Source organism: Ruegeria sp. AM9 (genome assembly GCF_056540565.1).
Genome location: NZ_JBQFWY010000002.1, coordinates 363,093 through 384,713 on the forward strand (window position 1 = coordinate 363,093; position 21,621 = coordinate 384,713).

Here is a 21,621-nt window from a genome sequence, read left to right on the forward strand (position 1 = left end):
ATGAACCTGCTTTATTCCAATGACCGCAAGGCCGAGTATCCGGCCAGTTGGTACGCTGCGACGGCCAATCCGGTCGACCGGTATCCCGCGCTTACGGGGGATGTAAAAGCAGATGTTTGCGTGGTGGGCGGAGGCTATACCGGCCTCTCTGCCGCCCTACATCTGGCCGAGGCCGGATTCGACGTGGTTCTGCTTGAGGCGCACCGGGTGGGGTTCGGCGCGTCGGGCCGCAATGGCGGTCAGCTAGGCAGCGCGCAACGTATGGATCAGGAAGACCTTGAGCGACTGGTCGGGAATGACGACGCGGCGAAGCTCTGGAATCTGGCCGAGGATGCCAAGGATCTGGTCAAGTCGCTGATTGCCAAGCACCAGATCGATTGCGACCTGAAACCCGGCGTGGCGGTTCTGGGCCTGAGCAATGCGGAACAGGACGAACTGCATGACCACGCGGCGCATCTGTCTGACCGATACGGCTATGACCAGATGGAGTTGCTGGACGAAAGCGCAGGCCACGCGCTGTGCCCGTCGCCCGCCTATCGCGGCGGTTATCTGGATATGGGCGCTGCGCATCTGCACCCGCTGAACTTCGCACTGGGTTTGGCGGACGCCGCGGTGAGGGCTGGTGTGCGCATCCATGAAAGCACCGAGGTCACAGGCGTTGAGGACAGCACCCCTGTCGCCGTGCGCACTGCACAAGGCAATGTGACCGCCGACCACGTCATTCTGGCCTGCAACGGATATCTGGGGGACCTGAACGGCAAAGTCGCCTCACGCGTCATGCCGATCAATAACTTCGTTGCGGCGACCGAGCCTCTGGGCGCAGACGCCGCTCGCGTCCTGACCCAAGACGTGGCCGTCGCCGATACCAAATTCGTGGTGAATTACTTCCGCCTCAGCGCCGACAACCGGCTGCTGTTTGGCGGTGGCGAAAGCTATGGCTACCGCTTCCCCGCCGACATCGCCGCCAAGGTCCGCAAACCGATGACCGAAATTTTCCCACATCTGCGCGACGTGAAGATCGACTACGCTTGGGGCGGCACTTTGGCCATTACCATGCGGCGGATGCCCTATCTGGCACGGGTTGCGTCGAACATCCTGTCGGCCTCGGGCTATTCCGGCCACGGGGTCGGCACCGCGACCCATGCCGGGCAGCTGATGGCACAGGCCATTCAGGGGCAGGCCGAGGGGTTCGACACCATGGCCCGCGTTCCCGCCCTTCCCTTTCCCGGCGGCCCCGCGCTGCGCAGCCCGCTGCTGGTGCTGGCGATGACGTGGTTTGCCCTGCGGGATCGCCTCGGGGTCTGACCTTAAGAAATTGCGACAGATTGGTGAAATTTCGCCCACAAGGCGATTGAGGGGTTTAATTGGCCAATAATTAGCTTTATCTTTCCCAAAGATAGAATTTGGGAAAATCAAATATGACGCTTCCTCCAAACGTTCATGACGCTGAACCCATCCCCGCAGCCGCCCGCGAAGCCATCGACGCCCTGATGCAATCAGGCGACCTGTTCCGCTATACCGCGCCGCAGGATGCTCCGGTGGCGCTGCTTGAAAGCGAATTCGCCGCATTGCTGGGCACGAAATACGCACTGGCGGTGTCGTCCTGCTCGGCCGCGTTGTTCCTGTCGCTGAAAGCGTTGGGCCTGCCGCGGGACGCGCGGGTTCTGATCCCCGGCTTTACTTTCGCCGCGGTGCCGTCCTCGATCGTGCACGCGGATTGCGTTCCGGTGCTGTGCGAAGTGGGTGAGAACTATCGTATCGACATGGAGGATTTCGCCGCCAAGCTGGATGACGTGCAGGCGGTGATCATCAGCCACATGCGCGGGCATACGTCTGACATGGACGCGATCATGGCCCTGTGCAACGAGCGTGACATACCGGTGATCGAGGACGCGGCGCACTCGCTGGGCACCACCTGGCACGGCCAGAACATCGGCACCATCGGCAAGGTCGGCTGCTTCTCGTTTCAGTCCTACAAGATGATCAACGCGGGCGAAGGTGGCATCCTGATCACTGACGACGCCGATCTGGTGGCCCGCGCCGTGATCATGTCGGGCGCCTATGAGCACAACTGGAAAAAACACAAAGGCCCGCACGGCGACAACTCGCCCGAGCTGGAACAGGCCTTTGCCCGCTGGCAGAACCAACTGCCGCTTTATAACCTGCGCATGAACAACCTGAGCGCCGCCGTAATCCGCCCGCAGATCCCGGAACTGGCACGCCGCGTGCGTGACGGGCTGGCGAACCACAACTATGTGGCCGAGCGCCTGAATACCTCGGATTACATCGACGTCCCTGCCCCGCTGGCACCCGAGCGCCGTGCGCCGGATTCGATCCAGTTCAACCTGGTCGGAATGGATGAGGCCGAGATCCGCGCCTTTGCCGCCGCCTCTGAATCGCGCGGTGTCAAGGTTCAGGTCTTTGGCCTGAGCGAGGACAACGCCCGCGCCTTCTGGAACTGGCAATTCCTGCCCGAGAAATTCGAGTTGCCGCAGACCCGCGACATGCTGATGAAGGCCTGTGACGTCCGCCTGCCGGTGCGCCTGACACGCGAAGAACTGGATATCATCGCCGACATCCTGCTGGCCTCGGTCGGCGAAGTGACCGGCCCGGTTCCGGTCTACGGCACCTGAAGTCTATTGCGGGCCGAGGTCGAACAACTCGGTCGATAGAAACAGCGCCGTGACCCCCTCGGGGGTTGCGGCGACCCGAGACAGGATCGCGGCAACCTGCGGACCGGAAGACGTTTCAACCAAGAGCGGCGCACCAGAATCCCCCATCATCACAGGGCAAACCGCCAACAGAATCCCGCCCTGATACCGACGCGGGGGACAGGTTTCAGTTCGGCTGAGAATATGTGGCCGCACCCCGGGATATCCAGCGACAAAAGCCGAAACAGCATTGGTGTCCGCAAGCGGCAGATACCCGACCTGCTGACCGATCGGCTCGCTCAGTTCCAGAACCGCCCAATCCAGGCCTGCACGATCGTCAAACACGCCGTCTTTGCCCTGATCGGGATGCACCCGATACCCCGCTATGTCAGACACTGCGACAGTTGATCCACGCTGATACCCGGCGGCAAACCGGATGCTGGAAGGCGGGATCCACCGTTGCCGAGGCGCGTTATAGAGGCAATGCGCAGCGGTCAGCACCAACCTTTCTGCCACCAGAACACCAGTGCAATGGGACCTCTGATCGCGGCTGGCAAAGTTGATCCGCCCGATGGCGCGCCACGGGGTCTGACTCGCATCCAAAATCTCGCGGTTGCGAACAGCGTCACACCCGGCCCCGGACTGGGTCCCCAGCCTGCAGACCGGAGACCAGTTTTCCGAATAAACGCCCTGCGACAGCGCGGGCTGCATCCAAAGCAATGCGATACTCAGGAACAGCCAACGCATCCTTGACGCGGTCAGTTCAGCTTGGAGAGTTTCTTCTGCAACTCGGCAAGCTGCTTCTTGATGTCATCCAAGTCTTCTTTGGATTCCGGCTTGCCTTCGTCATCTTTGTCCGGCCCGGACCAGTTGCCCGACAGACCACCCGTCATCGCCTTCAGAAACGCCTGTTGCTGCGCCTGCATCGCTTCGAACCCAGGCATCTGCGACATCGGGTTCATGGCGTTCATGTTTTCCATCATCTTGCTTTGGCTTTCGCGCAGCATCTCGAACGAGCTTTGCAGGAATTGCGGCATCATCCCACCACCCGGGATCATGTAGCTGCGCACCAGATCGTTCAGCACATTCACCGGAAGCACGTTTTCGCCCCGACTTTCATGTTCGGCAATGATCTGCAGCAGGTATTGCCGGGTCAGGTCGTCTCCGGTTTTCAGATCGATGATCTGCACCTCACGCCCGTCGCGGATGAAGGCCGCGATATCTTCCAGCGTGACATAGTCGCTGGTCTCGGTGTTATACAGCCGGCGGCTTGCATAGCGTTTGATCAACAGTGGTTTTTCTTGTTCCGACACCGTTTGCCCTCCCCAAGGATGATGCGTTGCAGCAGAGATTATGCGAGCGCAGCACAAAAAGAAAGGGCAGGTCAAAAGACCTGCCCGACGCGATTGCACCAGATGGGAGGAACGGGTGCGCCTCGCGGCCTTACTTATTTTGCAGTTGCGGCTTTCTTGGCAGCAGCTGTCACGTCGTTGGTTGCTTTCTTGACGGCAGCGGTTGCGTCTTCAGCAGCTTCTTTGCCTGCAGCCATCAGCAGCTCGACGGTTTCGGTCTGCAGTTTTTTCGCGATTTCAGCGAAAGCAGCCATGTTTTCAGCTGCAACTTCGGCCGAAGCGCTTGCGAAATCGGTTGCCGCTTTTGCGTAGTCAGCCGGCTCGGCCTTTGCTTTCGACATCTCGGTCAGCTTGGACAGGGTGTCCTTGGTCCATTTGTTGGAGATTTCAGCCGATTTTTCGGCAGCTTCCAGAGCAACGCCCGACAGCTTTTCGTTCAGCGAAGCGGTCGATTTGAAGGCACCTTCCAGAGCGGTGGTGTCAACGGGGAACGCGCCCATCATTTCTTTCATGGTCGCGGTAAAGTCTTGGGTCTTTGCCATTGTCTTAATCCTTTTTGCCGAACCGGGCCCACCCCGGTTTTCATCAGCTTGAGGACAATATGAATGCTGCGCCGCAGCATTTCAAGTTTTTTCTTGCTGCGGCGCAGAATTTTTAAGTTTCAAAATGAAATCAGCCGTTTGGGTTGGCCACCACATATGTGCCAGGTGCCGGGGCCAAACGAGGATGATCCGAATCACCGGTATCGCGGGCCGGGACCTGTTTGCCCGAACGTTTCTTCAGCCATGCCTCCCACAGGGGCCACCACGAACCCTCGTGGAATTCAGCCTCTTTCAACCAGGTGTCGGCATCCGCCTTCATATCCGGGTTGGTGTAGTGACCGTATTTCTTCTTGCTGGGTGGATTGATGATGCCCGCGATATGGCCGGACTCGGAGACCACAAAAGTCTTGTTCCGCGACCCCATCTTCTGAACGCCGCGATAGCAGTCTTTCCACGCCGCGATATGGTCCGTCTCGCAGGTGATTGCCATCAGCGGCACGTCCACGTCGCTGAGTTTCAGCTTGTGACCGAACAGCTCAAACCCGTCAGTGGCGAATTCGTTGCGCTGGCACAGGCCACGCAGATACTCGACCGTCATCTTGGCTGGCAGGTTGGCCCCGTCGCCATTCCAGAACAACAGATCAAAGGCGGGCGGCACTTCACCCAGCATATAGCTGCGGATCGCCGGGCCGTAGACCAGATCGCGCGAACGCAGGAAGGACATGGTGCGCGCCATGATCCATGACCGCAGCACGCCCTCTTTGTTCACCTCTTCCTCGATCCCGTCGATGAAGTCGTTCTGCAGGAAAGGTGTGAACTCGCCCTGTTCAGAGAAATCCGTTAGTGCAGTGAACAGTGTTGCCGACTTGACCGATTTATCGCCGCGCTGTTTCAGCAGCGCCAAAGTCAGGCTCAGCGTGGTGCCCGCGATACAATATCCGATCGCGTTCACCTGCTTGACCTTGCATATCTTCTTGGCCTCTTCAATTGCAGTCAGGAAACCGTCCTGAATGTAATCCTCCATCCCGGTGTCCGCATAGCTTTCATCCGGGTTGACCCAGCTGACGACGAACAGGGTATAGCCTTGCTCGGTCACCCACTTGATCAGGCTGTTTTGTGCCTTGAGGTCGAGAATGTAGAATTTGTTGATCCAGGGCGGGAACAGGACAATCGGTGTTTCATGGACCGTTTCTGTCGCTGGCTTGTACTGGATCAGTTCCATCATGCGGTTGCGAAAAACCACGTCACCGGACGTCGTCGCCAGGTTGCCGCCCACTTCAAACGCGCTTTCGTCGGCCAGCTTCACCACCAGTTCGCCATCGTTGGCCTCAAGGTCCGAAACGAGGTTCTCAAGCCCCTTGATCAGCGACTGGCCTTCGGTTTCGACAGCCTTTTGCAGCGCGTCCGGGTTGGTCGCCAGAAAATTCGTGGGGGCCATCATGTCGATGATCTGCTGCGAGAAATAACCCAGACGCTGTTTGTCCTTTGCATCCAGATCCTCGACCGAGGCAACGGCCTGGGCGATAGCTTCGGAATTGGTCTGGTATTGCTGGCGGATCAGGCGGAAATAGGGGTTGGTTTCCCAAAGAGGGTTGGAAAATCGTTTGTCACCGGGTCTGGCTTCTTCGTCATCGACCTCGCCCCTGGTCAGCGCCTGCTGCGCTTCGGCAAAGTTCAGAACCGATTTTCCCCAGAATTCTATTTGCCGCTCCAGCAACTTTGCGGGATTTTGCCATGCGTCGGCCCAATATGCCGTTGCTGCCTTTGCAAAAAGCTCCTGATTCGGGCCGTCCAATGCAGCGGTATGCGGCTTTTTCACAGCCATCACTTCGATCAAGCGCTTCGACAATTGCTCGACCTTTTCCATATTTTCCTTAAGGCGTTCAATGTTTTCTTCGGTCACTTCAGGCATCTGGCCGTCACTTGTTGTCATTTTAACAATTCCCGCTTAATCTCGCTGCTATGCAGAATAACGTCGTAGGTCTCAGGGGGCAAAGCGGCGAATGGTCCGAACACCCAGGCTGACACGCAGGAGGCCCCTTTTTCATGCGCTACATGATGACTTACGACTTGATGGAAACGATGCGCAACACCAACCAGTGGATGGGCGCAACTGCCAGCGCCATTGCATCTTACCCCGTCTTCTCGATGGTTCCCAACCCCGCTTTCAGCATGATGGCAGCTTGGGGTGAGGTGACCGAACGAACATTCCAGCGAATGATCGTCAAACCTGATTGGGGTATCCGCACCTTTACCTGCGAGGACGGCAAGGACCATCTGGTCGATGTGACCACCGTTGTCGAACGCCCCTTTGGCGATCTGGTCCATTTCCGGGTGAACGGCCGCGAGGAACAGCCCCGCAAGGTTCTGCTGGTTGCGCCGATGTCGGGGCACTACGCGACGCTGCTGCGGTCGACCGTGAAAAGCCTGCTGGTCAATTGCGAAGTTTACATCACTGACTGGCATAACGCGCGCGACATCCCCGTGTCCGAAGGCAAGTTCGATGTTGAGGACTACACCCTCTACCTTGTCGATTTTATGAAAGAACTTGGCCCGGACACTCATGTTGTGGCCGTCTGCCAACCCGTTCCGCTAACGCTGGCCGCGACCGCCTATCTGGCCGAGGTCGAGCCCAAGGCGCAGCCCAGCACCCTGACCCTGATCGGTGGCCCGGTCGATCCCGATGCCACCCCGACCGACGTGACCGACTTTGGCCGCCGTGTCACCATGGGCCAGCTGGAAGAAACCATGATCCAGCGCGTCGGCTTCAAGTACAAGGGTGTTGGCCGCATGGTCTATCCCGGCCTGCTGCAGCTGGCATCGTTCATGTCGATGAATGCGGACCGCCACTCCAAGGCGTTCTCGGACCAGATTCAGCGTGTGATGCGCGATGAAGCGTCGGATCACGATGCCCATAACCGGTTCTACGACGAATATCTGGCCGTCATGGATATGACTGCCGAGTTCTATCTGTCCACGGTCGAACGTATCTTCAAAAACCGTGAGATAGCGAAGAATGAATTCGTGGTCGCCGGTCACAAGGTCGATATCGGCAAGATTACCGATGTTGCGGTCAAGACGGTCGAAGGCGCCAATGATGACATTTCGGCCCCCGGCCAGTGCATCGCGGCGCTCGATCTGTGCACCGGCCTGCCGGAGTCGAAAAAGGCCAGCCATGTTGAGCCCGGTGCAGGTCACTATGGCATCTTTGCCGGGCGCAGCTGGCGCGACAATATCCGGCCGCTGGTGATCGACTTCATGAACACCAATTCGCGCAAATCCACACGCCGCGCCGCCAACAGCAACAAGGTGGCCTGACCACCATGCGCAGGAGGGCGGCAGAGGGAATGCCCTTCTCCTGCACTTGCGGCACCCTGACCGGGCATATCACCGCTGCCGGCGTTCAAAGCGGCACCCATGTCGCCTGCTATTGCCATGACTGCCGCGCGGCTCAGCTGTATTTCGGACAGCCGGATCCTGCCCCCGGCCCTGTCGACGTGTTGCAAATGAGCCCGGAAGACATCCGCATCGACAGCGGCGCAGAGCATCTTGCGCTGATGCAGCTCAGCCCCAAAGGGATGTTGCGATGGTACGCGGATTGCTGCAACGCCCCGATTGCGACGACATCGCGGACGGCCAAGTTCCCTTTCGCCGGTTTCATCGTCAAACGCATCGCTGATCCCGACAGGCTTGGTCCGGTCACCACCCGTGGTTTCGTCCCACAGCCGGATGGCAAGCAGTCACACGAAAAACTGCGCTATGCAGCGGTGGGGCTGCTGACGCGCCTGACGAAATCCTGGGTTTCGGGTAGCTGGCGAAACACGCCGTTCTTCAACACCGACAGCGGTGAACCCGTGGTGCCGCCAACGATCCTCAGCAAGGCCGAGCGCATGGAGTTCTACACATAGGCCGCCCTTGCTGGCGCGGTAAGCCATTCAGCCAACGCGTCATTCACAAATCGGGGTGCTTCCAGCGTCGGCAGATGCCCTGCCCCATCGACAACTTTCAGTTCCGCGCCGGGGATCATATCCGCCATGAACGCGTGTTTTCGCTGCGGTATCAACGTATCATGCGCACCGCACAGAACCAGCGTCGGCACCCGGATGCGCCGCAGCTCGCCCTGTTGATCCGGGCGCCGTTGCAGGGCGCGTATCTGACGCTCGAACACCGCAGGCCCCAAATCCAGCGCCATTTCAATCAGGCCGTTCAGAATGGGAATGCGTTTTGGTCCGGGGGCCAGCGTGTCGGACCCGATGATCCGCCGCATCACGTCCTCAAGCCGCCCCGCCTTTGCGCCGACCAAAAGCTCCTCACGCGCAACCGCCAGCTGCGGCGTATCGGCCTGCGCATCCGCCGCCATCAGGCACAGGCGTGACACCCGGTCCGGCGCGCGGCGGATAAGCTCCAGCGCCACCACACCGCCCATCCCCAGCCCGCCCAGCGCAAAGCGATGCGGCAACTGGTCCAACAGGGCCGAGGCGATTTCTTCGATCCGCTCCCCCACTGAAACCGGCGCAACCATCACGGCGCGCTGACGCGACAGACAGTTGATCTGGGGTTCAAAAATCCGTGCGTCGCACATCATTTCGGGCAATAAAACCAGCGGCTCGATCACGCGGGGCCTCGTAAAATTCGACCTTTTCGGCCTGTACTCATTGATTACAGGATGAGACGTTTTACTGCTTCGGGCAAGTTAAACTTCAGGGATATTTGATGCCCCGGAAGGTCGGGAAATCCGCGTATCTCCGGCGTCGCGCCGACAAATCCTCGTACGGCTCGGCCCCAGGACGCAGCAGACAGCCGCGCGGCACAATATAACTGTCTATGCGACGGAGCGGTTCAGGCCTCCAGACAAGGTTGAAGGCGCAGAGTTTGGGAAAGAACCAGATCTCGGAATAGGCCAGATGGTCGTGCATCCACCACGCCAGATCGCGCCAGTCCCGTCCTGCCTCGAACTGATCGGCAAACCACGGAATGACGATCGAGGCGCCCGCAATCCGCGCATCACCCTCTCCCCTGTCCCAGATGTGGCATTCCAGAGGGTTATCGTTCCGGGCACAGTTCAGACGGTTTTCATTCCCGAACCGGTTCAGCGAAGGCGAGCGATAACCGGACCGAACCGCGACGCGCCCAAAGGTTTCCTCAAGCGGGTCCAGCAGGATCTGGCAAAACGCGCGGCCGGTTTCGATAGCCAGATCAGGATTGTCCGGAAGGTTCTGTTTTTCATGGAAATTCCCGATCTCGGAATACAGGAAATCCCGCATAAAGAAATGCCGGGACAAACGCACGCGGCCAAGCGTTTCAAGGCTCCACATGCTGCCCGGCTTACGCATCGCTACTCGACCCCTATCCCATTGAGCCAGCCCAGAATGCCGGTCACTACGGCATCTGTTTGACCCGGCGACATCAACCGCCCGGCGATCACGTGCGACGCGGGATCATCCCCCGGCCCCATCGTCACTAGATTGACGGTTGAGGGACCACCCCAGCTTTCGGCCACCTTATGCGTCCGGTCGGGCCGCACCACCTGATCGTCATCCGAGAACCAGAACAGCGCCGGCACCTGTGCGTCTGAGAAGTCCAGCGCATAGACGGTTTCAACCAGCACAGTCATCGGCACGACCGCCTCCCACGGATAGACCGACGTCCAATAGGTGTTCTGTTCGGGGTCCGGGCCCGAGACGTCCCGCTTCTCGCCCATTACCAACGGCAACCATTCGCGCGCCCAGGGCAGGCCGGGCAGCCACGCGCCGGGCGTGTTCACTCCGAAATTGGGTGAGACAAAGACCATCGCCGCCACGTCCTTGCTGAGTTCCGCATCCAATGCGGCGGCGGCAGCCAGCGTGCCACCGGTCGAGGTCGACATGACCACAACCTTGTCGCCGACCGCCCGCGCCGCAGCCAATCCCTCGGCCATGTCCTGCATCCAGCCAGTCGCGGTTGCCTCGCCCATCGCGCTGCCGTCCCGCCCGTGACCCTGCAACCGGGTGTAGACCAGATTGGCCCCCAGCGCATCGGCCACCCTATCGGGCACAGGGCGAATTTCTTCGGACGATGCCGAAAAGCCGTGCACATAAAGAACCGAAACCGGCGTGCGCTGCTCGTAGAACCCGTCCTGCCAGATAACCCGTTTCTCAACCCCAGGAACGATGTCGTCAAAGACGGATTCCGTGCTTTCGAAATAGACCTGAACCCCCTCGCTGAGTTTGCGGGGATCAAAGCGCGGATGCAGATCGACCTCTTCACGCGGCCCGAGCCAATAGATCAGCCCGCCAAGGACAATCAGCGCCAACAGCAGGCGACCAAGGACCCATCCAAAGCGCTGCATCAGGATCGCTCCATAACCTCGAGCACCGCATTTTCGATCAGTCCCAGACAGGGACCGTCCGAGAAACGGTGATCAGCATCCTTGACCAGCAACAAGCGCATATCATCCCCGCTGGCATGATCCAGCAACCGCACAGCCGTTTCGGTGGTCACCGCCGTATCTGCCGTGCCCTGCAGGCACCGGACCGGAAAAGGCAGGTCCAGCGCATCGCGCAATACCAACTGTTGCCGCCCATCTTCGATCATTCGCTTGGAGATGATGTAGGGCTCCATGTAATCCGAGGGCAATTCGACATGACCGACGGTGTCCAGTGCCGCCTTTTGTTCATCGCTAAACGAGGCCCAATAGCCGTCTTCGGTAAAATCCGGCGCAGCCGCGATGGTGACCATCCCCGCAATCCGCTCGGGCATCGCCTTAGCCAGCAACAGCGCCTGCCACCCGCCCATCGACGACCCGACGACAATCAACGGTCCCTCGGTCAGTTCTGAAACGGCGGCCACCGTGTCCTGATGCCAGTCGCCGATGCAGCCTTCTTTGAACGCCCCCGAGCTTTCGCCATGGCCGGAATAATCGAACCGCAAAAACGCCTGCCCCCGCGCCTGCGCCCAGGCCTCAAGATGCACCGCCTTGGTGCCCTCCATATCCGATTTGAGGCCACCCAGGAAAACAATGGTTGGGCCAGTGCCTTGGCTCTTGTGATAGGCCAACCGCCGCCCCTGCGGTGTTTCCAGAAAGTCCGTCGCTGCCATGAAATCCTCTTTCCTTTTCCAGCATCATGCACGCCGCACCCCCAAGTGCAATTCCGCGACCTTCATCTTTTCCGAAATACTCCGGGGAGCGCGAGGGGCAGCGCCCCTCGCTCCGACCCTTGACACGCGCACCACCACCTGCCAAAGCAGCGCGACACATATAACCCGCAACCGGGCGTTCAGTGGGCGCCAAACCGACGAGGAGAGCCGATATGGCCCTGGATTCAAAATCCGTCTCTCTCACTTTTCCCGATGGCAATGCACGTTCTTATGACGCAGGCGTAACGCCCGCGCAGGTGGCTGCCGATATCTCAACCTCGCTTGTGAAAAAGGCAATCTCGGCCACGGTAAACGGCAAGCACTGGGACCTGCAATGGCCCATCGAGGCCGATGCCGACATCGCCATCCACACCATGAAGGATGAAGAGCAGGCCAATGAGCTGATCCGCCACGATCTGGCCCATGTAATGGCACGCGCAGTTCAGGAAATCTGGCCCGCCACCAAGGTCACCATCGGCCCCGTCATCGAAAACGGCTGGTATTACGACTTTGATCGCGAGGAACCATTCACGCCCGAAGATCTCGGCCTCATCGAGAAAAAGATGAAAGAGATCATCAACAAGCGCGACCCCGTCACCACCGAGGTCTGGGACCGTGACCGCGCGATCGAGTTCTACAAGGCCAATAACGAGCCCTACAAGGTTGAGTTGATCGAAGCCATTCCGGGCGATGAGCCACTGCGCATGTACTGGCACGGCCACTGGCAGGATCTGTGCCGTGGCCCGCACCTGCAGCACACCGGCCAACTGCCCGGCGACGCGTTCAAACTGATGTCCATCGCGGGCGCCTATTGGCGTGGCGACAGCGACCGCGCGATGCTGCAGCGCATCTATGGCGTGGCCTTTACCGGAAAGGAAAAGCTGAAAGCTTACCTGCATATGCTGGAAGAGGCCGCCAAACGCGACCACCGCAAGCTAGGCCGCGAGATGGACCTGTTCCACATGCAGGAAGAGGCTCCGGGCCAAATCTTCTGGCATCCCAACGGCTGGACCATCTACACCCTGCTGCAGGACTACATGCGCCGACAGCAGCGCAAGGGCGGGTATGTCGAGGTGAACACACCGCAGGTCGTTGACCGCAAGCTGTGGGAACGGTCCGGCCACTGGGACAAGTATCAGGAAAACATGTTCATCGTCGAAGTGGACGAAGAACATGCCCGCGAGAAAGCCGTTAACGCACTCAAGCCGATGAACTGCCCCTGCCATGTTGAAATCTTCAAACAGGGCCTAAAATCCTATCGCGATCTGCCGTTGCGCATGGCCGAATTCGGGTCGTGCAACCGGTACGAACCCTCGGGCGCATTGCACGGCATCATGCGCGTGCGCGGCTTTACGCAGGACGACGCTCACATCTTTTCTACTGAAGAACAGATCGAGGCCGAAACCGCTGAATTCATCCGCTTCCTCAGCGTGATCTACAAGGATCTGGGGTTCGAAAAATTTGCGGTAAAATTCTCGGATCGCCCCGAAACGCGGGCTGGTTCGGATGAGGTCTGGGACAAGGCCGAATCCGCCCTGCTCTCTGCAACCCGAGCAGCCGGGATCGAGCCGGAACTGAACCCGGGCGAAGGCGCCTTCTACGGTCCAAAGCTGGAGTTCGTCCTGACAGACGCCATCGGTCGCGACTGGCAGTGCGGCACCTTCCAGGTGGACTTCGTTCTGCCTGAACGTCTGGACGCCACCTATATCGGCGCCGACGGCGGCAAACACCGTCCCGTCATGCTGCACCGCGCAACGCTGGGTTCGTTCGAACGCTTCATCGGGATCCTGATCGAAGAACACGCGGGCAAGCTGCCGTTCTGGCTGGCCCCGCGTCAGGTCGTTGTCGCCTCGATCACGTCCGAGGCGGATGACTATGTCATGGAAGTGGTCGAAACTCTCAAGGCCGCTGGTGTCCGCGCCGAGGCGGATATCCGCAACGAGAAGATCAACTACAAGGTCCGCGAACACTCAGTCGGTAAAGTGCCCGTCATTCTGGCCGTCGGCCACCGCGAAGTTGAGGAGCGCACCGTCAGCGTCCGGCGTCTGGGCGAAAAACAGACGCAGGTTCAACCGCTTGACGTTGTAACAAATGAGTTGTCGCGGGCGGCCACCCCGCCCGACCTGCTGTAACATTCGGCACCATATTGCCGACAATCCGGCCCCGATATTGGGGCCGGATTGAAACAATTACCATTTTTCATTTCAAAAACAATTTGTTAACCTTCAAGGGGGCATGTCATGTCCTGACGGGGTTGTGAGACACGGGCTCGTGAATTCAACTGCAGCCCTGCAAGCACTACCTTTGTCATTGTCACAAGCAGACATACGCAGTCATCAAAAGGGATTACCGAGATGTCGAACACCGCAAAAACCCTGGTTATCGCAAGCGCAGTCGCAGCCGCCGTTTCGGGCGCCGCAACTACTGCCACCGCACAAGCCAAAGAGAAATGCTATGGCGTATCGCTGGCCGGTCAGAATGACTGTGCCGCCGGCCCCGGCACCACCTGCGCGGGCACCTCGACCGTGGACTATCAGGGCAACGCATGGACCCTGGTCGACGCGGGCACCTGCGCCGATATCGAATTGCCGGACAACCGCAAGGGCTCGCTGGAACCGCTGGACCGCGACCTGCCGGCATAAGCCCAGGCTTTCAAAAAACCGGAGGGGCGGGCCATATCGCCCGCCTCTTTTTCGTGATCGGAGAGCTCGCACATGTTGGACCATACGACCAGACCGAACAATCTGCCGGCCGCGCCGGGCGTCGGCTACAAACCCCAGCACTTTGCGCAGATTCTGGACCACGCCAACCCCGTCGCATGGCTTGAGATTCACGCCGAAAACTACATGGGCGACGGTGGCCGTCCCATTGCACAGCTGCGCCACCTGTCCGAGCAATTCCCGATTTCCGTCCACGGTGTCGGCCTGTCGATCGGCGGCGAAGGCCCGCTGGATGCGGATCATCTGGCCCGTCTGAAACATCTGGTCGGCTGGCTGAACCCCGCCAGTTTCTCGGAACATCTGGCCTGGTCTACCCATGACAGCCATTTCCTGAACGACCTGCTGCCCCTGCCCTATACAGATGCGACCTTGGTGCGCGTCTGTGATCATATCGATCAGGTACAGGACACCGTCGGACGGCAGATGCTGCTGGAAAACCCCTCCAGCTATCTGGCATTCGAGGAAAGCACATGGTCCGAGCCGGACTTTCTGCGCGAGATTGCGCGTCGTACTGGCTGCGGCCTACTGCTGGACGTGAACAACGTCTTTGTCTCGGCCACCAATCTGGATTTCTCACCGCAGGGCTATATCGACGCCTATCCGCTGGACAAGGTGGGTGAGGTTCACCTTGGCGGCCATGATGAGGATGAAGATGATCACGGTCACCCGCTGCTGATCGACAGCCACGGGCGCGAAGTGGTCGATCCGGTCTGGGCTTTGCTGGATTATGTTCTTGAACGCTCGGGCCCGAAACCGGTGCTGATCGAGTGGGACACGGACGTCCCCGACTGGCCCATTCTGCGGGCCGAGGCAGAGCGCGCACAGGCGGCCCTGGACCGCATTCCGGCATGAGCGTCTCGCAAACAACCTTCCATGCGGCGTTGCTGGACCCAGCGGCAGCTATCCCCAAGGGGTTGCTGGATGCCGCCGCGCAACCCGCAGGACGCCGGTTCAGCGTGTACCGCAACAACGTGGCCGTGTCCCTGACCGAGGCGATGCATCAGGCCTTTCCGGTTATCACCAAGCTTTTGGGACCGCAGAACATGGATGGCCTGTCGGGGATTTTCCTGCGCAAACATCCCCCCGCTTCGCCCCTGATGATGTTCTATGGCGAGGCGTTTCCGGATTTCCTGACTGGAATGGAGCAACTTGCCCATCTGGGCTACCTGCCCGACGTCGCGCGGCTGGAGCTGTCGCTGCGCCGTTCGTACCACGCGGCCGACAGCACACCCGCCCCGGCGGATGCGCTGGCCCTGCCGCCAGAAGATATCATGCGGGCCCGGCTGGGGTTTGCCCCCTCAATGCAGGTTCTGGGTTCGGACTGGCCGATCTACTCGATCTGGCGCTTCAACACCGAAGAGGACGCGCCGAAACCCGCGCCCGGCCCCGAGGCCGTTCTGGTTACCCGGCCCGACTATGACCCGATCCCGCATCTGCTGTCCACTGGCGGCGCGCATTGGATTGCAGGCCTTCAGGCCGGACAAACCATTGGTGACGCGTTTGAAGAAACCGCGACCAATTTCCCCGATTTTGACCTTGGGGCCACTCTGGCGCTGCTTTTGGAAGGCGGCGCAATAACCTCTGTGACTATCGAAAGGCTGGAGACATGACTGCTCTGATCTCATTGCACAACAACACCCTGGGACGGTTGGAATTGACCGCCGGTTGGTTGACGCCAACTCTGGCCCGGCTGGTCTTTGCAGCCACGTTGCTGGTGTACTACTGGAACTCGGCGAAAACCAAATTGGGCAGCGGGTTCTTTGGCTTTCTTTCCCCGTCAGACGGCGCCTACGTCCAGATCTTCCCCAAAGCGATGGAAGCGGTCAGCTATGACAGCTCGCAACTGAGTGTCATTCACTGGGCGATTGCCGTTGCGGGTACCTGGGCCGAGTTTTTGCTGCCCGCGCTGATCGTGATCGGCCTGCTGTCGCGGTTTGCCGCTTTGGGCATGGTCGCATTTGTCTGGGTTCAAACCATCGTGGACGTCAACGGGCATGGCACTGAACTGGGCAGCTACTTTACCAACGCCGTGAGTCTGCTGGACGACCGGACGTTGTGGACTTTCCTGCTGTTGGTGATCGTGATCAACGGTGCAGGACCGCTGTCGCTGGACCGTATCCTGCGCATCAAGTGATCTAGAAATGTGCTTTGGGCTCGTCCGGTTTACCCGCGGCCAGCCCAAGCAGGCCCGCCACGGCCGCAAACGCCACCGGGAACATGGTGAACACGTTGAAGCCAAAGGCGTAGTACATTCCCGCGGCTGAGATCAGCAGCAACGCGCCTCCGACCAAGGCCCGTGCATGGGCCATCGCACCACCGGCAATGGCCAGCAGAGGCGCGATGATCGAGGCCATTTGTATGACCTGCGCGTTGTCCACTTGCTCGGCCAAGCCGTCAATCTCACCATAGGTGTCGATCAGTTCGACATAGCCATAGCCGACAAAGCCCACGATCATCCCGATCAGACCGGCGATGACGCCCAGAATCATAGCTGCGTTGCGCATTCAAAACCCTCTAACTTGCGTCAATTCACATAGTTACCCGGTCACGCAACGCCAAGCCCCTCTTTCGTTTCCGCGCGCCAGCCCAGATACAGCGTGCCGTTATGCTCGATCAGAGGGCGCTTCATCAGGGTTGGATTCTCGGCGATCAAGTTCAACGGCGGCCGCGCACGTTCCGCATCGTCCAATCCACGCCAGGTTGTGGAACGGGTGTTGAGCAAAGCCTCGCCGAAGGTGTCAAAAGCCCGCGCAAGCACGGAATCCGGCACGCCATCGGCCCGGACGTCGACAAATTCTGCATCTGGAAGTGATTTCAAGGCCTTGCGGCAAGTATCACAGGTCTTCAGGCCAAAAAGGCGCATCTGCGGGGGTCTCCTGTATCTGGTTCAATTTTTGGCGATTTTGCCTGATTGTTTCGGTAATTCTTGATTTTTTACTTCACCGTGCAATGTTGAAAAAGACGAAACACGCAATCCGGGCTGTATCGTGTGGGCGATACAGTGATGTGTTGCGGTGGCGTCAACCACTACCCCCACCAATTTTGTGGGACAACGTGAAAGTAGAAGGAGACACGGGAAATGCCAACTGGCACCGTGAAATGGTTTAATACCACGAAAGGCTACGGGTTTATTGCCCCCGATGAAGGCGGCAAGGACGTATTTGTTCATATCTCGGCCGTTGAACGGTCCGGTCTGACCGGGCTCGCTGACAATCAGAAAGTCTCGTACGAGCTGCAAGACGGACGTGACGGCCGCCAAATGGCAGCTGATTTGAAGCCACTGTAAAACAACCGCATTCTGCGGGTTATCAAAACAGGCCAACGGCCAATTACCGGCCGTTGGCCGACTTTCAAAGGTTAGCGAACCTTACCCTCGTGCCGGGTCAACCTTGGCATGAGTGTACCAGTTTTCGCCCATCGCAACGATGCAGGACATCCCGGTCGCATAGGTGACCACCATGGTCCAGTCACCGGACTTGCTGGTCCAGACCTCCATCAGTTGCTCTGGCCCGCGAATACCGGTCGCCGCACGTTCCGCGCCGAACTGACGTTCAAGCTTTTCGTGCATCCGGTCTGTCGGCTCGCAAATCACCTCGGCGATCGGAGATTTGGCCTGCGCGGCTGGTGCCAGCACAATGCACAAGAAAGTGGTTCGGATTATTGCAGAAAGCGTCATGAGCTGAATGTAACAACTTCATGACGCACTGTATAGACAAGCGCTATGCGCGATCAGCCCTCGCGGATGACGGCCTCGAACTCGCGCCATTCCCGCGCGGTCATGCCCGAGTTCTCTTGCGTGACCGTCTCACCCGCCAGCATCCGACGCAGGCTGTCGACCATCTGCGCCGAGAGGTTGACCGCACCCAGGCGATAATCCTCGAAAGCTTTGTAGGCAAAGGGCACCCAATCGGCGACGATCTTGCACATGGTGTCGGCATAGACCCGGATTTCGTATTGAGCATGCGGGTCGGCGCGCAGGCGCAGGAAGTGGAACAGGTTGTGCAGATCGACCTTCCAGTACCATTGCGTATAGATATTCGCGGGCAGGTTCATTCGCGCCAGTTCACGCGCCAGCCCCTGCTGGCCATCCTGGCTGATCATCGCCTCATAGTTGTCGTAGCATCGCGCGCTGTCGGCCTTGAGCATTTCAAGAACGCGCGCGGCCTCTTCCCCTTGCAGCGCGTCGCCGCGGCCCTGATTGTTCACCTCGGACTGCGCGGCGACGTGGTCGGGCGCGGGGATATAGAATTCCCGGTCCAGGATCGAATAGCGGGCGGAGTATTCGTTCACATTTGCCGTGCGGTGGCGAATCCATTGCCGGGCTACAAAGACGGGCAGTTTGACGTGCAGCTTGATTTCGCACATCTCGAACGGGGTCGAGTGCCAGTGGCGCATCAGATAGCGGATCAGCCCCTCATCGTTCTGCACCGACTTGGTACCTTTGCCATAGGACACCCGCGCCGCCTGGCAGATCGCCGCGTCATCGCCCATATAGTCGATCACGCGCACAAAGCCGTGGTCCAGCACCTGATGCGCAGTATACAGATGCTCTTCCATACCCGCAGCCACAACGCGGCGTGTTTGATGCGATTGCGCCCGTTGCGCTTCGATCTCGGCCAGTTGGTCAGAGGACAGCGGCATGAAATTTCCTTTCCAGCAATGAGTCGTGCACCACTATATCTCGGCAATTCCCGGACCGGAACCGCGATATGTGCGCTCATTTCCGCAATTTTCAAAATGTGTCCGTGCTGCCCCTCGACTTGCATAACCTGCGCGCTAAGCTGCTGCGCATCACCTGAACAGAAAGGAAGCCACACATGGGGCTGAGATATCTTCACACCATGGTCCGCGTGAAGGATCTGGAGAAGTCGATTGCGTTTTATGAGCTGCTGGGACTGAAGGAAACACGCCGCTACGACAGCGAATCCGGACGGTTCTCACTGATCTTCATGGCACCCCCGGGGCAAGAGGATCGGCCGATCGAGCTGACCCATAACTGGGACGGCGACGACACTCTGCCCAGCGACAGCCGCCATTTCGGGCACCTGGCCTACGGTGTCGATAACATCTACGAGGTCTGCCAGCACCTGCAAGACAATGGCATCGTGATCAACCGCCCGCCGCGCGATGGCCGCATGGCGTTTGTGCGGTCCCCCGACAATATCTCGGTCGAGCTGCTGCAGAATGGCGACGCGCTGGAACCTGCTGAGCCCTGGGCCAGCATGGACAGCACCGGCCACTGGTGATCCGCTGGTTGACAGCACTGGGGCTGGCCGCCTTGGCCAGCCCGCTTCGGGCCGAAACCTGCCGTCTGGCCCTGGCTTTGGCCATGGATATCTCAACCTCGGTGGATGCAGACGAAGACGCCCTGCAGCGGCAGGGGCTCGCCGCCGCCCTGGTTGCGCCCGAGGTGACCGAGGCCTTCTTTTCCTCGCCCATGCCGGTGGCGTTGGCCGTGTATGAATGGAGCGGTCGATCCACGCAGCGCGTCATTCTGAACTGGAAGATGATCAACACGCAGGCCGACCTGCTGGCGGCGGCAGCCACCGTGCAGCAATCGGTTCGGTCCGACAGCAGCTCGGCTACGGCGATGGGGTATGCGCTGGCCTTCGGGGCGACCCTGATGCAGCAGGCCCCACCTTGTCTGTTCCAGACCATCGATCTGTCGGGGGACGGGTCAAACAATGACGGCTACGGCCCGGATTCGGCCTATCGGCACTTTCCCTTTCAGAACACTGTGGTCAACGGGCTGGTCATCAATGCCGCCGATTTCGAGGGCGAACTTTACCTGATCCCCTTTTTCGAAAACAACGTGCTGCACGGGCCCGGAGCCTTTCTGGAAATCGCACAAGGGTTCGAGGATTTCGAACGCGCGATGCGGCGCAAGCTGGAGCGGGAACTGACGGGGTTGCAAATCGGCGCGCTGCAGGAAGGGACGCGGGGACAAGCCCCGCGCAAGTCCCCCAAACATCCCTGATCAGTAGATATACCGGATCTGGTCCGTCCAATACCGCTCGACCCGGCGCAGAGAGGTGGTGATATCGTCGATCCCTTCCAGCCCCAGCACGCCGCGGGTCTGCAATCCTTCGGCGTGGCGCGAGAACAGCGTGGAGACGATATCGCGGATTTCCCGCCCGCGCGGGGTCAACCGCACCCGGACCGAGCGTCTGTCGATCTCGCATCGCTGGTGATGCATATAGCCCATTTCCACCAACTTTTTGAGGTTGTAGCTGACATTGCTGCCCTGATAGTAACCGCGGCTTTTCAATTCGCCCGCGGTCACCTCATGATCGCCGATGTTGAACAACAGCAGGGCTTGAACGGCGTTGATCTCCAACACCCCGACACGCTCGAACTCATCCTTGATGACGTCCAGCAGCAGACGGTGCAGCCGCTCGACCAAAGCGAGCGCCTCAAGATAGCTGGTCATAAACCCCTTGGTTTCCGGCGCGGAGACCTGCATTTCCATACTCATCCGATCCTCCGATTCAGTCGCGCTGTTTCAGGCAGCATGAATCGAAATCCCGAAAAATCGGTTAAGCCGGATTTTCTTTATTTTTGAAAAGTTTGCGCGATATCCGCTATGAGGTCGGCGAAAACTCCGGGCGGCTGAACCTGACCAGTGACCCACTGATAGAGGTCCTGATCATTTTCCCGCAGCATGGCGTCGTACAGATCCAGACCGGCCGTATCCATCTTTTCCAGATTTCGCGCGGCATAGGCCGACAGGATCAGGTCCATCTCTTTGATCCCACGCCGCATTGACCGCATCTGCATACGCTTGATGCGAACCTCTCTTGTTTCCGTCACTGGGTTTGCTCCAACATCAACCGCAACCGCTTTTCAAGACGCGCGGCCCGTTCGGCGCTTGCGCGCATCTCACCCCGGATGGCGCGCAGTTCCGCAACTGCGTCCGCAAGTTCCAGATCGCCCTTGCCTTCTTCGGCAGGGGCTTCCATACCTTCGCCTTCGCCCGTCAGCAGCCACATGATCGAGACGTTGATCATACCCGCCATCATCGACAACCGGTTGGCGCGCGGCTCGGACAGATCATTTTCCCAAGCCGCAATTGTCGCCTTTTTGACTCCCAGACGCCGGGCCAGCTGGGACTGTGTCATCCCTGCCGCCTCGCGCGCGCCCGCCAGCCTGTCCCCGAAAGTCGCTGCATCTGCTCCATACCAGTCAGTTTCGTCGCTCATCGGGGTCTCCTAATTCAAAATTCATACAGCTTGAACGTCAT

General features: G+C 59.4%; 27 protein-coding genes. 12 read left to right on the plus strand and 15 right to left on the minus strand.

Translation table 11 applies throughout. The features are described 5' to 3' along the window. Complete coding sequence (locus ACR0DO_RS06625; RefSeq protein ID WP_480557280.1) at positions 1–1,305, plus strand: NAD(P)/FAD-dependent oxidoreductase; 1,305 nt, start codon at positions 1–3, stop codon at positions 1,303–1,305. 113 nt (positions 1,306–1,418) lie between these two features. Continuing rightward, positions 1,419–2,633 (plus strand): DegT/DnrJ/EryC1/StrS family aminotransferase, encoded by a 1,215-nt coding sequence (locus ACR0DO_RS06630; protein ID WP_480557282.1) that lies wholly within the window; start codon positions 1,419–1,421, stop codon positions 2,631–2,633. A 3-nt stretch (positions 2,634–2,636) separates the two neighbouring features. Here ACR0DO_RS06630 and ACR0DO_RS06635 read toward each other — a convergent pair whose 3' ends face one another. The 4 genes from ACR0DO_RS06635 to ACR0DO_RS06650 all read right to left on the minus strand — a co-directional run bounded on the left by ACR0DO_RS06635 (position 2,637) and on the right by ACR0DO_RS06650 (position 6,478). Continuing rightward, positions 2,637–3,398, minus strand: a complete 762-nt coding sequence (locus tag ACR0DO_RS06635) for a trypsin-like serine peptidase (protein ID WP_480557284.1) — start codon at positions 3,396–3,398, stop codon at positions 2,637–2,639. Positions 3,399–3,409: 11 nt separating this feature from the next. After that, on the minus strand, positions 3,410–3,964 hold the full coding sequence (gene phaR, locus ACR0DO_RS06640) for a polyhydroxyalkanoate synthesis repressor PhaR (protein ID WP_170443206.1): 555 nt from the start codon (positions 3,962–3,964) through the stop codon (positions 3,410–3,412). Between the two features lie 134 nt (positions 3,965–4,098). Continuing rightward, the gene (locus ACR0DO_RS06645) at positions 4,099–4,545 is read right to left on the minus strand and encodes a phasin family protein (RefSeq protein ID WP_480557286.1); all 447 of its coding nucleotides are present in this window, start codon (positions 4,543–4,545) and stop codon (positions 4,099–4,101) included. Positions 4,546–4,675: 130 nt separating this feature from the next. After that, positions 4,676–6,478 carry a PHA/PHB synthase family protein gene (locus ACR0DO_RS06650; protein WP_480557288.1) on the minus strand — a complete coding sequence of 601 codons (1,803 nt, stop codon included), beginning with the start codon at positions 6,476–6,478 and terminating at the stop codon, positions 4,676–4,678. A gap of 113 nt (positions 6,479–6,591) precedes the next feature. On the opposite strand from ACR0DO_RS06650, the gene phaZ reads away from it, so the two are divergent. Together phaZ and ACR0DO_RS06660 are read left to right on the plus strand one after the other, a co-directional pair. Continuing rightward, entirely contained in the window at positions 6,592–7,863 is a 1,272-nt protein-coding gene (gene phaZ / locus ACR0DO_RS06655) for a polyhydroxyalkanoate depolymerase (protein ID WP_480557290.1), read from the plus strand. 29 nt (positions 7,864–7,892) lie between these two features. Continuing rightward, positions 7,893–8,453 carry a DUF6151 family protein gene (locus ACR0DO_RS06660; RefSeq protein WP_480557292.1) on the plus strand — a complete coding sequence of 187 codons (561 nt, stop codon included), beginning with the start codon at positions 7,893–7,895 and terminating at the stop codon, positions 8,451–8,453. Here ACR0DO_RS06660 and ACR0DO_RS06665 read toward each other — a convergent pair. The 4 genes from ACR0DO_RS06665 to ACR0DO_RS06680 all read right to left on the minus strand — a co-directional run bounded on the left by ACR0DO_RS06665 (position 8,444) and on the right by ACR0DO_RS06680 (position 11,622). Further along, positions 8,444–9,160, minus strand: a complete 717-nt coding sequence (locus ACR0DO_RS06665; protein WP_170672011.1) for an alpha/beta fold hydrolase — start codon at positions 9,158–9,160, stop codon at positions 8,444–8,446. The genes ACR0DO_RS06660 and ACR0DO_RS06665 overlap by 10 nt on opposite strands. Before the next feature lie 85 nt (positions 9,161–9,245). After that, positions 9,246–9,860, minus strand: a complete 615-nt coding sequence (locus ACR0DO_RS06670) for a hypothetical protein (protein ID WP_480557485.1) — start codon at positions 9,858–9,860, stop codon at positions 9,246–9,248. A 20-nt stretch (positions 9,861–9,880) separates the two neighbouring features. Continuing rightward, positions 9,881–10,873 carry an alpha/beta hydrolase gene (locus tag ACR0DO_RS06675; RefSeq protein WP_480557294.1) on the minus strand — a complete coding sequence of 331 codons (993 nt, stop codon included), beginning with the start codon at positions 10,871–10,873 and terminating at the stop codon, positions 9,881–9,883. After that, positions 10,873–11,622: an alpha/beta hydrolase gene (locus ACR0DO_RS06680; protein WP_480557296.1), complete on the minus strand. Its 750-nt coding sequence runs from the start codon at positions 11,620–11,622 to the stop codon at positions 10,873–10,875. The genes ACR0DO_RS06675 and ACR0DO_RS06680 overlap by 1 nt, the downstream gene beginning before the upstream one ends. Before the next feature lie 212 nt (positions 11,623–11,834). On the opposite strand from ACR0DO_RS06680, the gene thrS reads away from it, so the two are divergent. From thrS to ACR0DO_RS06705, 5 genes are all read left to right on the plus strand, one after another. Next, a complete protein-coding gene (gene thrS, locus ACR0DO_RS06685) occupies positions 11,835–13,793 on the plus strand; it encodes a threonine--tRNA ligase (protein WP_480557298.1) in 1,959 nt (652 codons plus the stop codon). 222 nt (positions 13,794–14,015) lie between these two features. Further along, the gene (locus ACR0DO_RS06690) at positions 14,016–14,303 is read left to right on the plus strand and encodes a BufA1 family periplasmic bufferin-type metallophore (RefSeq protein WP_170325388.1); all 288 of its coding nucleotides are present in this window, start codon (positions 14,016–14,018) and stop codon (positions 14,301–14,303) included. Between the two features lie 72 nt (positions 14,304–14,375). Continuing rightward, a complete protein-coding gene (gene bufB, locus ACR0DO_RS06695; RefSeq protein WP_480557300.1) occupies positions 14,376–15,233 on the plus strand; it encodes an MNIO family bufferin maturase in 858 nt (285 codons plus the stop codon). Next, on the plus strand, positions 15,230–15,991 hold the full coding sequence (locus ACR0DO_RS06700) for an HvfC/BufC N-terminal domain-containing protein (protein WP_480557302.1): 762 nt from the start codon (positions 15,230–15,232) through the stop codon (positions 15,989–15,991). The genes bufB and ACR0DO_RS06700 overlap by 4 nt, the downstream gene beginning before the upstream one ends. Beyond that, positions 15,988–16,515, plus strand: coding sequence for a DoxX family protein (locus ACR0DO_RS06705; protein ID WP_480557304.1), 528 nt, complete (start codon positions 15,988–15,990; stop codon positions 16,513–16,515). Before ACR0DO_RS06700 ends, ACR0DO_RS06705 begins: the two co-directional genes overlap by 4 nt. Position 16,516: 1 nt before the next feature. Here the strand turns inward: ACR0DO_RS06705 and ACR0DO_RS06710 are convergent, their stop codons facing one another. Then, positions 16,517–16,885: a hypothetical protein gene (locus tag ACR0DO_RS06710; protein WP_480557306.1), complete on the minus strand. Its 369-nt coding sequence runs from the start codon at positions 16,883–16,885 to the stop codon at positions 16,517–16,519. A 41-nt stretch (positions 16,886–16,926) separates the two neighbouring features. Then, entirely contained in the window at positions 16,927–17,244 is a 318-nt protein-coding gene (locus ACR0DO_RS06715) for an ArsC/Spx/MgsR family protein (RefSeq protein WP_480557308.1), read from the minus strand. 216 nt (positions 17,245–17,460) lie between these two features. Between ACR0DO_RS06715 and ACR0DO_RS06720 the strand changes: the two genes are divergently transcribed. Then, a complete protein-coding gene (locus tag ACR0DO_RS06720) occupies positions 17,461–17,667 on the plus strand; it encodes a cold-shock protein (RefSeq protein ID WP_008758035.1) in 207 nt (68 codons plus the stop codon). A gap of 81 nt (positions 17,668–17,748) precedes the next feature. On the opposite strand, the gene ACR0DO_RS06725 is transcribed toward ACR0DO_RS06720, so the two are convergent. Then, entirely contained in the window at positions 17,749–18,015 is a 267-nt protein-coding gene (locus ACR0DO_RS06725; RefSeq protein ID WP_480557310.1) for a hypothetical protein, read from the minus strand. Between the two features lie 95 nt (positions 18,016–18,110). Next, a complete protein-coding gene (gene thyX / locus ACR0DO_RS06730) occupies positions 18,111–19,022 on the minus strand; it encodes an FAD-dependent thymidylate synthase (RefSeq protein ID WP_480557312.1) in 912 nt (303 codons plus the stop codon). A gap of 176 nt (positions 19,023–19,198) precedes the next feature. On the opposite strand from thyX, the gene ACR0DO_RS06735 reads away from it, so the two are divergent. Beyond that, positions 19,199–19,627: a VOC family protein gene (locus tag ACR0DO_RS06735; RefSeq protein WP_170443172.1), complete on the plus strand. Its 429-nt coding sequence runs from the start codon at positions 19,199–19,201 to the stop codon at positions 19,625–19,627. Then, positions 19,624–20,358, plus strand: a complete 735-nt coding sequence (locus ACR0DO_RS06740; protein ID WP_480557314.1) for a DUF1194 domain-containing protein — start codon at positions 19,624–19,626, stop codon at positions 20,356–20,358. Before ACR0DO_RS06735 ends, ACR0DO_RS06740 begins: the two co-directional genes overlap by 4 nt. Here ACR0DO_RS06740 and ACR0DO_RS06745 read toward each other — a convergent pair whose 3' ends face one another. From ACR0DO_RS06745 to ACR0DO_RS06755, 3 genes are all read right to left on the minus strand, one after another. Next, on the minus strand, positions 20,359–20,856 hold the full coding sequence (locus ACR0DO_RS06745; protein ID WP_480557316.1) for a MarR family winged helix-turn-helix transcriptional regulator: 498 nt from the start codon (positions 20,854–20,856) through the stop codon (positions 20,359–20,361). A 77-nt stretch (positions 20,857–20,933) separates the two neighbouring features. Further along, complete coding sequence (locus ACR0DO_RS06750) at positions 20,934–21,191, minus strand: succinate dehydrogenase assembly factor 2 (RefSeq protein WP_480557318.1); 258 nt, start codon at positions 21,189–21,191, stop codon at positions 20,934–20,936. Then, positions 21,188–21,580, minus strand: a complete 393-nt coding sequence (locus ACR0DO_RS06755; protein ID WP_480557320.1) for a helix-turn-helix domain-containing protein — start codon at positions 21,578–21,580, stop codon at positions 21,188–21,190. The genes ACR0DO_RS06750 and ACR0DO_RS06755 overlap by 4 nt, the downstream gene beginning before the upstream one ends. Between the last annotated feature and the right edge of the window lie 41 nt (positions 21,581–21,621).

Coding starts and splice junctions, on each gene's coding strand:
- ACR0DO_RS06625 (WP_480557280.1), top strand. CDS start 1: ATGAACCTGCTTTATTCCAATGACCGCAAGGCCGAGTATCCGGCCAGT.
- ACR0DO_RS06630 (WP_480557282.1), top strand. CDS start 1,419: ATGACGCTTCCTCCAAACGTTCATGACGCTGAACCCATCCCCGCAGCC.
- ACR0DO_RS06635 (WP_480557284.1), bottom strand. CDS start 3,398: ATGCGTTGGCTGTTCCTGAGTATCGCATTGCTTTGGATGCAGCCCGCG.
- ACR0DO_RS06645 (WP_480557286.1), bottom strand. CDS start 4,545: ATGGCAAAGACCCAAGACTTTACCGCGACCATGAAAGAAATGATGGGC.
- ACR0DO_RS06650 (WP_480557288.1), bottom strand. CDS start 6,478: ATGACAACAAGTGACGGCCAGATGCCTGAAGTGACCGAAGAAAACATT.
- phaZ (WP_480557290.1), top strand. CDS start 6,592: ATGCGCTACATGATGACTTACGACTTGATGGAAACGATGCGCAACACC.
- ACR0DO_RS06660 (WP_480557292.1), top strand. CDS start 7,893: ATGCCCTTCTCCTGCACTTGCGGCACCCTGACCGGGCATATCACCGCT.
- ACR0DO_RS06670 (WP_480557485.1), bottom strand. CDS start 9,860: ATGTGGAGCCTTGAAACGCTTGGCCGCGTGCGTTTGTCCCGGCATTTC.
- ACR0DO_RS06675 (WP_480557294.1), bottom strand. CDS start 10,873: ATGCAGCGCTTTGGATGGGTCCTTGGTCGCCTGCTGTTGGCGCTGATT.
- ACR0DO_RS06680 (WP_480557296.1), bottom strand. CDS start 11,622: ATGGCAGCGACGGACTTTCTGGAAACACCGCAGGGGCGGCGGTTGGCC.
- thrS (WP_480557298.1), top strand. CDS start 11,835: ATGGCCCTGGATTCAAAATCCGTCTCTCTCACTTTTCCCGATGGCAAT.
- ACR0DO_RS06690 (WP_170325388.1), top strand. CDS start 14,016: ATGTCGAACACCGCAAAAACCCTGGTTATCGCAAGCGCAGTCGCAGCC.
- bufB (WP_480557300.1), top strand. CDS start 14,376: ATGTTGGACCATACGACCAGACCGAACAATCTGCCGGCCGCGCCGGGC.
- ACR0DO_RS06700 (WP_480557302.1), top strand. CDS start 15,230: ATGAGCGTCTCGCAAACAACCTTCCATGCGGCGTTGCTGGACCCAGCG.
- ACR0DO_RS06705 (WP_480557304.1), top strand. CDS start 15,988: ATGACTGCTCTGATCTCATTGCACAACAACACCCTGGGACGGTTGGAA.
- ACR0DO_RS06710 (WP_480557306.1), bottom strand. CDS start 16,885: ATGCGCAACGCAGCTATGATTCTGGGCGTCATCGCCGGTCTGATCGGG.
- ACR0DO_RS06715 (WP_480557308.1), bottom strand. CDS start 17,244: ATGCGCCTTTTTGGCCTGAAGACCTGTGATACTTGCCGCAAGGCCTTG.
- ACR0DO_RS06720 (WP_008758035.1), top strand. CDS start 17,461: ATGCCAACTGGCACCGTGAAATGGTTTAATACCACGAAAGGCTACGGG.
- thyX (WP_480557312.1), bottom strand. CDS start 19,022: ATGCCGCTGTCCTCTGACCAACTGGCCGAGATCGAAGCGCAACGGGCG.
- ACR0DO_RS06735 (WP_170443172.1), top strand. CDS start 19,199: ATGGGGCTGAGATATCTTCACACCATGGTCCGCGTGAAGGATCTGGAG.
- ACR0DO_RS06745 (WP_480557316.1), bottom strand. CDS start 20,856: ATGAGTATGGAAATGCAGGTCTCCGCGCCGGAAACCAAGGGGTTTATG.
- ACR0DO_RS06755 (WP_480557320.1), bottom strand. CDS start 21,580: ATGAGCGACGAAACTGACTGGTATGGAGCAGATGCAGCGACTTTCGGG.